This window comes from Novosphingobium sp. ES2-1 (assembly GCF_015169775.1).
Lineage (GTDB): Bacteria > Pseudomonadota > Alphaproteobacteria > Sphingomonadales > Sphingomonadaceae > Novosphingobium > Novosphingobium subterraneum.
On sequence record NZ_CP063445.1, the window covers coordinates 2,012,735 to 2,025,072 of the forward strand.

A 12,338-nucleotide genomic window follows, 5' to 3' on the forward strand; every position below is an offset into this window, starting at 1 on the left:
TTCTCAGCTGGCAGGCGTCGGAACGGCACGGATTCTACCGCATCGGCAGACTCGGCGCAAGGTTGGCTGCACGCCGACTGCGCCCCATGGTGGGCGTGCGCGTCGGATGATCCTGGCATTTCCTCATTGCGCTGTCCGGGCGTGGGTTGTCGTGCCGATTGACGACGGGTTCCGTGGCGAACTCGTAGGCGGGCGCGATCTTCTCGACGACGGCCCCGACAGGACCGCGATCGGCCCCCTTTCGCTCGTCATGGATGCGCTGGTGCGCCGTGACGTGCGCCAGGGCCTGCCCATTATCCAGATGCTGCACCTGCAGCGGGAGGCTGCGGCATGACCGGGCACGGGCCAGATTTGGCACCGATGATGCACGACGTCGCCAAGGCGTTGTTGGGCAAGCCTAACGATAGGCTCTCTCGTCCGCGCGATGGAGTGTTCCGCTTCGGCTCGCAGGGCTCAATGGAAGTGAACACCCGCGAGGGCTGGTTCTCCGACTACGAAAGCGACGTAAGGGGCGGCGTGCTCGAACTGATCAAGCACAAAGGCGGCGTTAAAGACGACGCGGGCGCTTTCCAGTGGCTTGAGGCCAAGGGCATCAAGGAAACGTCTGGGCCTGCAGACGCGAGGCCTTCATCGACGTTTTACGATTATCGGGATGAGGTTGGGCGCGTTGTTTTCCGCGTGGAACGCAAGCAGCGCGGCAATAGCAAGACGTTCCTGCAGCACGGTCCAGACGGAAATGGAGGCTTTGCCTGCAAAACCGGCTGTATGGCGGGCGTTAAGCGCATCCTGTACCGCTTGCCTGAATTGGTCGCAGCCGACCCCGGCGAACCGGTATTCTATTGTGAAGGCGAGAAAGACGCTGACCGCTTGGCGCAGCTTGGACTTGTCGCCACAACCCACCCGGGAGGAGCTGGCAAGTTCGACGCTGTAGCCGAGTGCATCAGTCAGCATTTGCGCGGTCGGCGCGTAGTTGTTCTGCAAGACAATGACGAGGCGGGCGCATCTCATGCGATCGCTGGCCTTGCCATGATCGGACCTGTTGCAACGGAAGTTGCGCGGCTCTGTTTGCCTCACCTGCCTGAAAAGGGGGACGTGTCCGACTGGCTAGATGCGGGTGGTTCGGCTTTTGAGCTGCAGTCACTGGCCGAATCTGCATTGCTGCCGATCGAGTCTGACCCTGCGCTGCCACCTAAGATCACAGCCACGCCTTATCAGTGGCGTGATCCGGAAACGATACCTCTGCGGCCTTGGGTGCTTGGGCGTTGGCTGCTGCGTCGCACTGTGGCCGCTGTGGTTGCTCCTGGCGGCGTTGGTAAGACGACGTTCCTCGCCAGTGCTGCTCTGTCATTGATCACGGGCCGCGAACTTCTCGGTAAGACGGTATGGGATGGGCCTCAAAAGGTCTGGATCTGGAACCTTGAAGACGGCCTTGAAGATATGGAGCGGTCAATACAGGCTGCGGCAATGCATCACGGCCTACGCCGGGAGGATGTAGAAGGGCAGCTCTTCGTCGATTGCGCCATGGAAGGTGCCGGCCTGTGTACGGCCATCGACGGCGCAGACGGCTTCAAGCTGCTGGCTCCCGTGTACGAGCAGATTACTGCAGAGATTACCAAACGGGGTATCGACGTCCTCGTGATTGACCCGTTCGTGTCGAGCCACGAGATCGAAGAGAACGCGAACTCGCTGGTAGACAAGGTGGCAAAAGCTTGGGCGCGGGTTGCAAACGATGCGAACTGCGTCGTTGTCCTTGTACACCACACCAGCAAGCAGGGTGCAGGGACGGTTACAACACACTCATCGCGAGGCGCTGTGTCCCTCACAGATGCGACCCGCTCGGCGCTCGTCCTGAACCGCTTGGAGGAAAAGAAGGCCCAGGAACTCGGCTTCGATGAAGGCGAGCGCAAGCGGTACTTCAGCGTCGGTGACGATAAGCACAATCGCGCTCCGGCAGAAAAAGCCGACTGGTTCTATCTTACTTCAGTAAGCCTCGGAAATGGCCCTAACGGCGGCGATAGTGTCGGCGTGGCGGTACAGGCGAAACTGCCGGACCCATTCGAAGACATCACGGTCGATCATCTCCGCGCGGTGCAGAGCAAGGTCGCGGATGGTCAATGGCGCGAGAACAACCAGGCGTCGGATTGGGTCGGCAAAGCAGTTGCAGAGGCCATCGGCCTCGACCTCACGCGGGTCTCAGACAAGGCGAAGGTCAAGGCGCTCCTCAAGACTTGGATAGCCAACGGTGCGCTGGTCGTGGTCGAGCGTAAGGACCACCGAAGCGAGGTTCGCAAGTTCATTGAAGTGGGCTCCCCGGCATGATTTCCGCACCTTGCAAGGTTGGTGCGGAAAGGTGCGGAGGTACGGACGCCCGCACTCCGCACCCCCACCTCTATAGGGGTGCGGGGTGTGGTGCGGGGAAGCAGGTAAGGATTTGCAGGTGCGGAAGATCGCATCGGATTTCGGGGTGAGATATGAAGGACGGTAAGGTGCATCTCTTCGACCTTCGCGAACGGACCAGCGCGAACGGCAATCGCTACCTCTCAGGGTGGCTGGGCAAGGCTTCGGTCGTCGCGTTCCTCGATCGGGAGGCAGACGATCCGACGTGGCAGGTCTACGTCTCGCAACCCAAGCAACAGGACGCGGCACCTCGGCGTGCGGCAAGGCAGGACCGGGGGCCAAGGCCCTCTCGCTCATCGCGGCTCGCTCCGGGTGAGTTGGATGACGACATCAGCGATATCGGGGGTGCATCGTGACCGGTCCATTGGACGGCGCTGCAGAGCGCATGATCAACGAAACGCAAGCCTGGCTTTCGACATTCCAGTCGCTCGGCGGTGTGGTGTCGGCTGTTTTTGGCGAAAGCGGCGATGTCGAGGACTACACGCTTCTCCATCCTGACAAGGCGCGGCTCACACCGAAGGGGCGTTACGAGCTTCTGTGTCTGCAACGGGCCTTGCCTGAGCCGTATTGGATGAAGGCAACGCTCAAGTTTGAGGCGGTCGTTATGCCAACGGAAGGGGGCCTACAGTGACGCAATCGGAGCATGACCCGCGCGTGCCCGCGCGCGTGCGCGAGGAAGACGACCTGACAGACGTGCAAATGGAGATCTGTCAGCGCCTCATGCTGGGCGAAAGTGTGCGACGGATTTGCAAGGACGAACACATGCCTGCGCAGTCCACCGTGTTCCAATGGCTGGTATCCAATGACCGCTTCCGCTCGGCCTATGAACTGGCAAAGCGGTTGCTCGCTGAGACGCTGTCGGAAGACATCCTCGACATCAGCGACGATAGCAGCGGTGACTTCTCGGAAGGACCGAACGGCAAGGCCTTCAACCCTGAGCATGTGCAGCGGTCAAAGCTTCGCGTCGATAGTCGCAAGTGGCTCGCGGCCAAGCTGGCCCCAAAGCGCTACGGAGATTCAACTGCAGTGCGCCTGGGCGGCATGGATGAACTCGGCGGCGAGAAAGTCCAGATGACCACTGAAGAACGGGCAGTGAGAATTGCGGCAATCATGCACGCAGTTCAAAAAAGGAAAGGCGGATAACATGCACATACTGGAAGCCCTCAAGCGCACCACATCAGAGGAGCGCCGCGAGATCGGCGAAATCTTCCTGGCATTCGCTGACGGAAAAGAGCGGCCTAACCTCACAGCCGAGATAGACCTTGTGCTGTCGAAGTTTCGCGATCCCAAGGAGGCCGACCGCGCGGCACTGCTTGAGGCAGGACGCAAGCGGGTGCACGCGTTGTCAGATGGTCTGCGTGCTGACGGCATGGGGCATGAACAGTTGATCGAAGCTGAGCTTAAGCGGCGCGGCGATGGTAGGACGGTCAATGAGTACTGCAAGGCTGTCTGTGATGGCTCGTCACTTCCTCACAGCGACATCAGCGTGACCGATGTGTTCTCGTAACGTCTGCGGTGCGCGTCGGCGTGATGGCGGCGTCTGTGGTGCGAGAGCCATGCGCAACGGTCGCTGTCACCGTCATGGCGGTAAGGCACCTGGCGCGGCTCGTGGTCGGGACAATCCCAACTGGAAGCACGGTCGATATTCAGTTGTTCCGGCCAGCCTCGACCAGCTTTGATACTTCATTGCTGGCTTGCCGGAATACCGAGAGTTCAGAACCTTCGGTGATAACGTCGGCATCAGCACTAGGGTTCTTGGCCTTCACGAAACCGCGCAAGATGTAGCGGAAGATGGATAGTTTGGTAGCGCAATGCACTCGCGCAGCTGCAATCAGGTCATCCACTGGCGCGGAGCCGTCATCAACACGCACGGCATGATAAACGACGCATTCGCGCAGCTTTTCGGACGCGATTGGAAGCATATCACCGGAGGCGAGCAGAGCATCAGCCGGTTCACCAGTCCCCAGCAACATAGCCAATACGAAAGCAGACATCGCGGTTCCCCTTGCTCGTGGCGACCTTACCGCGATTCAAACCGGCTGAATATCCCTGCACCTTTGGTGCAGACGGTTGATCGCGGGGCAAAGGGCACTGCAGCCGTCACGGGGGATTTACCCATGACCGCCGATGAATACGCAAAGCAGCGTGGCGAACTCGAACGAGGGATTTCTTACGCCGAACGGGACTACAATTCGGCTGCATTCCGTCTGCAGACTGGCGCGGCCACGGGCGCAGCACTCGCCCTCGGTGGTTTGCAGTCCAGTATGATCGTCGGCAATCGTGGATTCTTCGATCAACTATCCGCCGAAGAGCGCGAACAGCGCTTTGCCGAACAGTTGCGCGGTAGCCTTCGTCACCTCGCGCCGAAGGAGGTCTAAGCCATGGCAACCCATCGCATACTCGTGACAATGCAGCGCCCTGACAGCACGTTTTGGTATCGTGGGCAGACTGTCGATTACGACGGCGCTCCGGACTGGAAGCTTGAACCTCTCGACATAGAGGCGCGCGCTACGTGGGAGGAAACGACGGCACAGCCCGAACGTGTCGACGCCGAACGCCAACGCCACAACATCAGCGGGGTATTTGAAGACGCTGAAGAGGCGCTGCCTCCGGGAACTTTGCCGGTCAACACCCCGACCTATCCGCCCTCTGGTTGGGGTGCGACCAATGTGTGACCCCGGTACGCTCCTGCTGGTCGGCGCGGGTTTGTCTGCCGTCTCGACCGGCTTCAGCGCGGTGATGGCGTCGCAACAGGCCCATGCGCAGGCCAAGATTGCTGACCGCAATGCAGCCATGGAACGCAATGCTGCCCGTGATGAAATGGAGAACACGCGCACTGCGGCGTTGGCGCGCTATCGCGAGATGTCGAAGGTGCAGGGACAACAGCGCCTCGCAGCGGCGGCGAACGGGGTTGGTCTTGATTTCGGGACCGCCTCCGATGTGGTCGCGGATACCCAGATGCTCGGGCGCGAAGATGTGCAGCGTATCTACACCGCTGGCGATCGTGCGGTGAAGTCACGTGACATCAACGCCTCGAACTTCACGGCGCAGGCGAACATGGCTCGATCGCAGGCAACCGGCGCGCTCATCGGCGGCGCGCTGGATATGGGTTCAACGGTCTTGAGTGCGGCCTCACAGTACGGCCAAATGAAGCAGGACAAGATGTGGCGCAACGTGCCTCGGCTAACGCCAAGCGCGCGCGACACGATCGGCTCTAACCCGGTGATTTTCTGATGCCTCGCGCGCCGGTCTATAACCCGACGACGCAGGGTGTTGCGCCGATCGAAGCGCGGTTCCGTGCGCCCTCGGGGCCTACGGGTGGTGAGATGGTCGCCCGCGCCTTGGATGGCGTCGGACAGGCCCTGCAGCATCATGCCCAAGTCAAGAACGCGCTGACGATCGAACAGGACAAAGCCGACGCAGGAAACAATGCCGTCGCGTTTCAGGATGCGGCGGGGCAGATACTGGCGAAGGCCAAGGCATCGCGCGGCGTGGATGCCGGGGCTGCATACAAGGCGGCGGAAGAGCAACTGCTGTCGACACGGGAACAGATGCTTGGGCAGTCTCGCAGCCCTCGGGCGCGCGACCTCCTCAAGATGCGCACCGATGGATTCCTTGCGTCGTATCGGGCCGAACTCGCCGAACACGAAATCAGCCAGACCCGTGCGGCGGCGGAAGAAAGCTACATCTCCCAGGCAGCGAAAGCCCGCGAGGAAGCGGCACGGCAATGGCTGTCCGCCGATGCGGTGGCTGCGCAGATTGAGCTTGGTCGTGGTGCGATCCGAGACAAGGAACGCCTGCTCGGGCGCGATGAAACCTCGATTGCGCAGGCCGAACAGGAATACGAAAGCTCGGTGCATCGTGGCATTGTCGAGGAACGCAATGCGCAGGGCGATATCGATGGTGCGCTGGATTACGGCAGGGCTCATCTCACGCGCATGACGCTGGGCGACAAGACGGCTGTCTCTGCCACGCTGCGCGGTGCAATTGAGACCAGACAGGCGGCGGGCGATGCGCAGTGGGCTATCTCGCAGGGTGGGCCTGTTCCCGCCTCGACGCCGGGGGCGAAGTACTCAGCGCCCGTTCGCAATGGTCGCGTCACCTCGGGCTTCGGCGTGGATCGCGGCAAGGGGCGGTCGCATAACGGGACGGACTTTGCTGCTCCGGAAGGTTCAGCCGTTACGCCTATCGCGAGCGGTGTAGTCGTTGGCGTCGGCTCTGACGCGAAGTCCGGCAACTATGTGATGATCGATCACGGCAACGGCCTGACCACCAGCTACGCGCACCTCGGGGGCCATAGCGTCAAACAGGGCGACCGTGTGACTGCTACCACAACTCTCGGCCCTGTCGGCATGACAGGCCATACCACCGGCCCTCACGTCCACGTCGTTGCCCGCCAGAACGGCAAGCCGGTCGATCCGTTGCAGTTCATCGGGCAGAACGCACCATCGGCGAAAGCTGCGGGCGAGTGGGACAAGCGCTCTGCCTATGCGGCGATAGATGCCAATGCGGATTGGACCTTCGAGCGCAAGCAGCGGGCGAAGGAATGGGTCGATCGTGAATTCTCACGGAAGGATTCGATCGATGCGCGCGAAGAGCGGGAGGCCGACGACGAAGCCAAGAGGGTCGTGCTGGGCCTTGGCGACAACTTCCGGTCACTGGATCAGATACCGAAGACCGTTCGCGACCGCATGAGCATCGATGCCACCGCCTCCTTCTCGGACATGGCGAAGGCCAATGCGGCTCCCAAGCCGGTCGCGGCAAACGGTGCCGAATTCCTGCGCCTGCAGCGTCTGGCGATTGAAGCGCCGGAACAGTTCGCGGGTCTCGATCTGACGCGCTCGGCCTCGTACCTTACGCCGGGGGAACTGGCGCGCCTCGATGCGGACCAAGCGAAGCTGCAGCGCGGCGGAAACGAAGTTAGCATCCGGTCGGCCATCGCGGGGCACATCAACACCTTCTCGACGCCTGACATGCACCTGACTGGCGACAAGAACAAAGAGGACTTCATCGAAACCTTCGGCCTCATGCAGGCAAGCGTTCTGCAGGCAACGGGCGGCAAGCGCATGCCGACTGATAAGGAACTCGAAGACGCCTTCTCGCTCGCGACCCGCACTGTCGTGGCCAAGCGTCCGGGGCTGCTGTGGGGCACGAACGACAAGTCCATTCCCGCCCATGACCTTACCGTGTCGGATATCCCGCAAGCGATCCTTGGGCAGATAGATGCCGCGCTCCGGCGCAATGGTCTCGCGGTCACGGATGCCAACCGCATTGTGCTTTACGTCGAGGGAGTGTCCGGAAAGTGAGCGAAAACCCCTTCGATGAAATCGTTCGCCGCAAGCGCGATCGGCCCTTCAACACCTATCGACCTGAACCTGACCCGGTTACCACCATCAAGGCGGAAGCGGACGGGAACGAATTCGACGCGATCATTCAGCGGCGGCGCGGGCGCGTGCTGGGTGCGACCCTGCGAGCATCCCCTGCTCCGGACCAAGCGGCACAAGCCAATCGCATAGCCCGCGAGAAAGGACTGCCAGCGGCGGCGGTTGATCCGAAGTTGCAGGTGCTGCAGATTGCAGACCGCGCGACCAGCTTCATCAACATGACCCGGCTGTTTCCGCGCATTGGAACATGGGCAGAGGCCAATCCGCGCGATGCGGCTGTGGCGGCAGATGACACTCGCGCCCTCAGCATGTTGGGTCGTGCGTTCGCTGACCAAGACCTTTCGCGGGGCTGGCGGATAAGTGCGCCTGAACCTGTCGAGCCTACCTTGTGGAACAGCGCGAAAGGCGTCTGGTCCAGCTTGGTCGGTGGCTGGAAGCAAATGGACACCGCGCTCTCGATGATGATCGACGATCGCGTGACCGCACCAAAATGGATGCAGGGCGGGAAGGCCTACTCCGACCGGCTGCGATCTGACTTTGTGCAGGCACAGGACGACGTCGAGAAAGCTACGCCTGCATTCAAGACCGAAACAGGTCGCGGGCTATACGGTGGCTTTTCGTCACTGGCGCAGATGGCTCCGGCAATTGGTGCATCGATCCTGACCCGCTCTCCTGTGCCTGCAATGGCTGTGGCGGGCACTCAGGTCGGGACAACTGCTTACGGCAAGTATCGAGTGCGCGGCGGCACGGTGGCAGAGGCTACCACGGGCGGGCTGCTTGAAGGTACGATCGAAGCGGGATTTGAGGCTATCCCGATGGGCGCAGTCGTGTCCAAGTTCGGCAAAGGCGCGACAAGCAAATTTCTCGCAGAGATCTTCGTAAAGGAGATGGCGACGGAACAGGCGACGACCATTGCCCAAGATGCGGTCGACACCGCCATCGCCAACCCGAACAAGACTTGGGGCGAGTATTTCGCGGAAAGGCCCGCTGCGGCCTACCAGACGGCGCTAGGGGTGTTGGTGATGTCTGGTGCCCTTGGTGGCGCTTCGGCGCTTGCCAGCAGGGCACAGACGCCTGAGACGGCCCGTGCGACGGCTCGTGTCGAACGCCAGTTGAGAGAGGCAGAGGACGCGACCAGGACAGCCAGCTTCCTCGATCAGGTCGAGAAGGCTGCGAATGCCAGCAAGTTCCGTCAGCGTGATCCTGAGGGCTTTGCAAAGCTCGTGGGGCAGACGGCTGAAGCGCATGGCATTGAGGCTGCATATATCCCGTGTGCGCCTTGTGAGGACTACATCGGGCAGAGTGAGGCCTACGCTTGAGCATCGCAAACCTGCTGGTCCAGCCTGACGCAGCTTACATCGTGACGGACTCCGGCTTCTTCGGTCCAGACGGGCGGTTGCTTGGGACTGCGCCGAAGTCGATCGTGCTACCAGATGTGCCGATCGCTCTGGCATGCGTGGGAAGCGGCAACACGTTGATCGATGTGTTCCGGCTCAATCCATGGGCGAAGTCTTCTGACGGCTTTTCGCTGGATGCCTTCCGTGATTTTGTCCGTGGCGTTCACGAAGGCGCGGGGCTTGATGAGGATGCGCACTATTCCCGGTGGGTCGCTGCCTACTATTCTCGCAAACTCGGTCGACCGCTTGGCTTCACAATGTTTACGCATGCCAAGGATGGGGAAGCATCGGGCCGGGAGCCTTGGACCTGGTATCCTGCCCGAACGGTCATCATGCCTATGGTGCCGCCGTCTGAGGTTTGGGGAGCGGACATCAAGCGCAACCTGCCTGATCCGTCACAGTTCAATCCTCACACCGACTTCATGGATTTCGTCCATGCGCAGCGTCAGCACAAGTTTGACGCCTTTGATTGCGCGGTGGCGGGAGAGATATTGCTGACCAAAGTGAACGCTGACGGCGTCGCAGATTTTCCTCTGCATGATTTTGGGGGCGTGGTCGGAAACCTGGCTGGCGATTAGCATCGCGGTTGAGACCCTATCTGGACTGTCTCGCCAGCAGTGATAGCTTGAAGCCATGCAGCTCCAAAAATTTACGCCGCCTGTGTGCAGACATGAAGGTGTATCTGGCCCCCAATGTGACCAACTTGTGCAATGGACATCTGTTGATGCTTCACTGCGCAGCGCGAACGCGGCTGAAAACGCAAACCTAATAAGTGGGATCGGAGCCGGAATCTCATTTCTGGCGCTCGCGGCAGCTGCCTTTGCATTTCGCGAGGCTCGACGCGCCTCCAATGCTGCTGAACGGCAAGCAGAAGAGGCAGTCAAATCCTCTGCAGCTGCCATTCAGGGTGTCGAAGATGCTCGACGAATAGCCCAGGCCCAATGGCGTGCACAGGCCGCGTCGATGCGTCCTAAATTATCGCTGGGCCGGGTGTCGTTGGAGACGAGGCCAGACGCCATACAGTTTCTCTTACCCTTCACACTGGAGGGGGCTAGCGATGCGGCGGACATCCGCGTCGGAATTGTCTCTCAGATCTATCTACCCGATGATAGCGTAATGCCCGAAGCGCCTCGCGAGATACCTCTAGAGGATGGTGCGTTCAGCTTGAAACCCGGCGACGGAGCGGACATCACTCGATTTGCCTCGATCGATGGTGAAGCGCTTCGAGCGATTTGGACTGACAGCTGGGTCACGGTCAGGTCCTACATTCGCGTAGTCTGGCGAGACACTTTGGGCTTCACGATCGATGAAGTTTTCACGGCGCAAGCACGCATAGTGGAGTCACAGGCCGGAACATCTACCCCAGCAGTCTATCAAAGTTCACGCGTTTCGATGGCTGCAGACGCGGACTTTCTGTCACGTAATGTGACATGAGATCCTTCTCGCTGATGGGTTTCATCTCCAGTTGCAGAATCTCCGGGCTGTGGATAACGTCGTAATGTCGCTCTAGGTTGGTTCAGCAGTCGGTCATCAACTTTTTGTTGTAAGATGCGACCTAAACCGCCAATTGGGCGTTTATGAGTTGAGGCCGGACAATCGGCCACCCCTCAGACTAGGAGACGACATGCGACATCCAAGAAAGCGAGCCGGTTCGGCAATCGCCTTCGCGTCGCCTAAAATTCGGATGCAACCCGGTTATCACACCGAGGTAAGCGATGCCTATTTGGAGGCAATGCAGAAGGCGGTAGACGACAAGAAACCCGCCAATTTCAGCCTTGAACCGCTCAGTGACGCGGGTTGGTGAGTGACAGGCTGGACCTTTTATCCCCTATCAATGGCACCGGCACCATACGACACGGTATGGTGCCGGTTTCCGTATGCGGAAGAGCCGGACCTACCCGCGCCTAAAGCTCGTCCTGGCCTGATTCGACAAGCGTTCGCCGATCAGGACGGTAATCCATGGGTTCGAGTCGTCTACGGAACATCCGTCGACCCCTATCGTGGTGGGAATGCAAACTTCACCATCGCGAAGTTAGACGACATGGATATGTGCGGGCTCAAGTGCGCCACCCGCTTTTGCCTGACGCGGACTGTCGAGCTTCCCTATTGCGAAGAATTCTTCGAAACAGCACCCGGCTGCAAAAGCCCGATCTTGGGCCACCTGAGCCAGTATCAGCAACGTATTCTTCAAATTCAGGTCAGCTACCTGCAGAGCAAGTGATATGCTTACGCGGCTGCTCTGGCGCACGCCTTCGCTAACATTTACGCTAGGCACATGAAGCCAATCTGCTCTGCCTTGCTCGACGCCGTTCAAATGCCCTCAGAAATTGGCGCTGCGTGGATACAAGCGGGAAGCACATTGGTCGCGGCTGCTTTGGCAGTCTTGGGTATTGGCTGGCAGATTAGGGCTCAGGCCGGACTATCGCGCCAAGCAATCATCGACGGTGAATCCCGTAAGATCAAAGCCGCAATGTATGATGATGGACTGAGGCTTGCGCGTCAGGTCTCGAACTCCTCCATTGAACTCTCAACCAAGCTGCGCGTTGCTTCAGTAAGCTTAGGACACGAGCTCCAGGCTGGAGGACCGCATCCGGCCATTCCGACACCGAATCGCACCCTCCAACAGCTCTCGGATCTCCATGCGCAGATTAGCAGCGATTGCCTTGCCTTAGTCTTCTTGATCGAAGAGCGGCGATTTGTTGACCCAGAGATTATCATCTTCCGAGATTACCTCGTCTCCAAGCTGTATGATCTGTCTAGCGTGTTCACGCAGGAGTTTCCCAGCCATCTCATGTATGTGGTGCCAACACCGATGGGTGAAGTGGTTCACCGCGCGCCCTTTTCCCGCCAGTTGTGGGCAGAGGCGATCGCGTCTGTCGAACGAGCGCTGCAGACGCTTTCTGACATCGAGACGGTGGTTGAAGACTTCAATGTTGAAATGCAGAACCTGCTTCTTTCCGACGTGTTCGGTCACAAGGTCGCACATCGCGCTCCGATAGATCCAAAGTGCCAAGTCGTAAGCATTGAGAATGCTGCGGCAGTCAGAGCGGCACTGGATGAATCAGCGTGGGCAAAGACATGCCGAGAGGCAGAGGAGCAAGAGCGCGAGCGACAGCGGCAAATCTCAGCACTCGCCCGAAAATGATTGCTCTAAATGCGC

General features: G+C 59.9%; 16 protein-coding genes. 15 read left to right on the top strand and 1 reads right to left on the bottom strand.

The genetic code is table 11. The features are described 5' to 3' along the window. The first annotated feature begins 151 nt into the window (after positions 1–151). The 6 genes from IM701_RS09695 to IM701_RS09720 all read left to right on the top strand — a co-directional run bounded on the left by IM701_RS09695 (position 152) and on the right by IM701_RS09720 (position 3,904). Complete coding sequence (locus tag IM701_RS09695; protein WP_193826807.1) at positions 152–334, top strand: hypothetical protein; 183 nt, start codon at positions 152–154, stop codon at positions 332–334. After that, the gene (locus IM701_RS09700; protein WP_193826808.1) at positions 331–2,319 is read left to right on the top strand and encodes an AAA family ATPase; all 1,989 of its coding nucleotides are present in this window, start codon (positions 331–333) and stop codon (positions 2,317–2,319) included. The genes IM701_RS09695 and IM701_RS09700 overlap by 4 nt, the downstream gene beginning before the upstream one ends. A gap of 152 nt (positions 2,320–2,471) precedes the next feature. Further along, on the top strand, positions 2,472–2,753 hold the full coding sequence (locus IM701_RS09705; protein WP_193826809.1) for a hypothetical protein: 282 nt from the start codon (positions 2,472–2,474) through the stop codon (positions 2,751–2,753). Continuing rightward, positions 2,750–3,028: a hypothetical protein gene (locus tag IM701_RS09710; RefSeq protein WP_193826810.1), complete on the top strand. Its 279-nt coding sequence runs from the start codon at positions 2,750–2,752 to the stop codon at positions 3,026–3,028. The genes IM701_RS09705 and IM701_RS09710 overlap by 4 nt, the downstream gene beginning before the upstream one ends. Continuing rightward, positions 3,025–3,540 (top strand): terminase small subunit protein, encoded by a 516-nt coding sequence (locus IM701_RS09715; RefSeq protein ID WP_193826811.1) that lies wholly within the window; start codon positions 3,025–3,027, stop codon positions 3,538–3,540. Before IM701_RS09710 ends, IM701_RS09715 begins: the two co-directional genes overlap by 4 nt. 1 nt (position 3,541) lies before the next feature. Beyond that, complete coding sequence (locus IM701_RS09720; protein ID WP_193826812.1) at positions 3,542–3,904, top strand: hypothetical protein; 363 nt, start codon at positions 3,542–3,544, stop codon at positions 3,902–3,904. 139 nt (positions 3,905–4,043) lie between these two features. On the opposite strand, the gene IM701_RS09725 is transcribed toward IM701_RS09720, so the two are convergent. Further along, positions 4,044–4,391: a hypothetical protein gene (locus tag IM701_RS09725; RefSeq protein ID WP_193826813.1), complete on the bottom strand. Its 348-nt coding sequence runs from the start codon at positions 4,389–4,391 to the stop codon at positions 4,044–4,046. A 123-nt stretch (positions 4,392–4,514) separates the two neighbouring features. Between IM701_RS09725 and IM701_RS09730 the strand changes: the two genes are divergently transcribed. The 9 genes from IM701_RS09730 (at position 4,515) to IM701_RS09770 (ending at position 12,323) form a co-directional block, all read left to right on the top strand. After that, positions 4,515–4,775, top strand: a complete 261-nt coding sequence (locus tag IM701_RS09730) for a hypothetical protein (RefSeq protein WP_193826814.1) — start codon at positions 4,515–4,517, stop codon at positions 4,773–4,775. Between the two features lie 3 nt (positions 4,776–4,778). Continuing rightward, positions 4,779–5,072 carry a hypothetical protein gene (locus IM701_RS09735; RefSeq protein WP_193826815.1) on the top strand — a complete coding sequence of 98 codons (294 nt, stop codon included), beginning with the start codon at positions 4,779–4,781 and terminating at the stop codon, positions 5,070–5,072. After that, positions 5,065–5,631 carry a hypothetical protein gene (locus IM701_RS09740; protein ID WP_193826816.1) on the top strand — a complete coding sequence of 189 codons (567 nt, stop codon included), beginning with the start codon at positions 5,065–5,067 and terminating at the stop codon, positions 5,629–5,631. The genes IM701_RS09735 and IM701_RS09740 overlap by 8 nt, the downstream gene beginning before the upstream one ends. After that, on the top strand, positions 5,631–7,703 hold the full coding sequence (locus IM701_RS09745) for a M23 family metallopeptidase (RefSeq protein WP_193826817.1): 2,073 nt from the start codon (positions 5,631–5,633) through the stop codon (positions 7,701–7,703). Before IM701_RS09740 ends, IM701_RS09745 begins: the two co-directional genes overlap by 1 nt. Continuing rightward, positions 7,700–9,100 (top strand): hypothetical protein, encoded by a 1,401-nt coding sequence (locus tag IM701_RS09750; protein ID WP_193826818.1) that lies wholly within the window; start codon positions 7,700–7,702, stop codon positions 9,098–9,100. The genes IM701_RS09745 and IM701_RS09750 overlap by 4 nt, the downstream gene beginning before the upstream one ends. After that, positions 9,097–9,756: a hypothetical protein gene (locus IM701_RS09755; RefSeq protein WP_193826819.1), complete on the top strand. Its 660-nt coding sequence runs from the start codon at positions 9,097–9,099 to the stop codon at positions 9,754–9,756. Before IM701_RS09750 ends, IM701_RS09755 begins: the two co-directional genes overlap by 4 nt. A gap of 55 nt (positions 9,757–9,811) precedes the next feature. After that, positions 9,812–10,612, top strand: a complete 801-nt coding sequence (locus tag IM701_RS09760) for a hypothetical protein (RefSeq protein WP_193826820.1) — start codon at positions 9,812–9,814, stop codon at positions 10,610–10,612. 370 nt (positions 10,613–10,982) lie between these two features. After that, on the top strand, positions 10,983–11,399 hold the full coding sequence (locus IM701_RS09765; RefSeq protein WP_193826821.1) for a hypothetical protein: 417 nt from the start codon (positions 10,983–10,985) through the stop codon (positions 11,397–11,399). 54 nt (positions 11,400–11,453) lie between these two features. Continuing rightward, the gene (locus IM701_RS09770) at positions 11,454–12,323 is read left to right on the top strand and encodes a hypothetical protein (protein WP_193826822.1); all 870 of its coding nucleotides are present in this window, start codon (positions 11,454–11,456) and stop codon (positions 12,321–12,323) included. Positions 12,324–12,338: the final 15 nt, after the last annotated feature.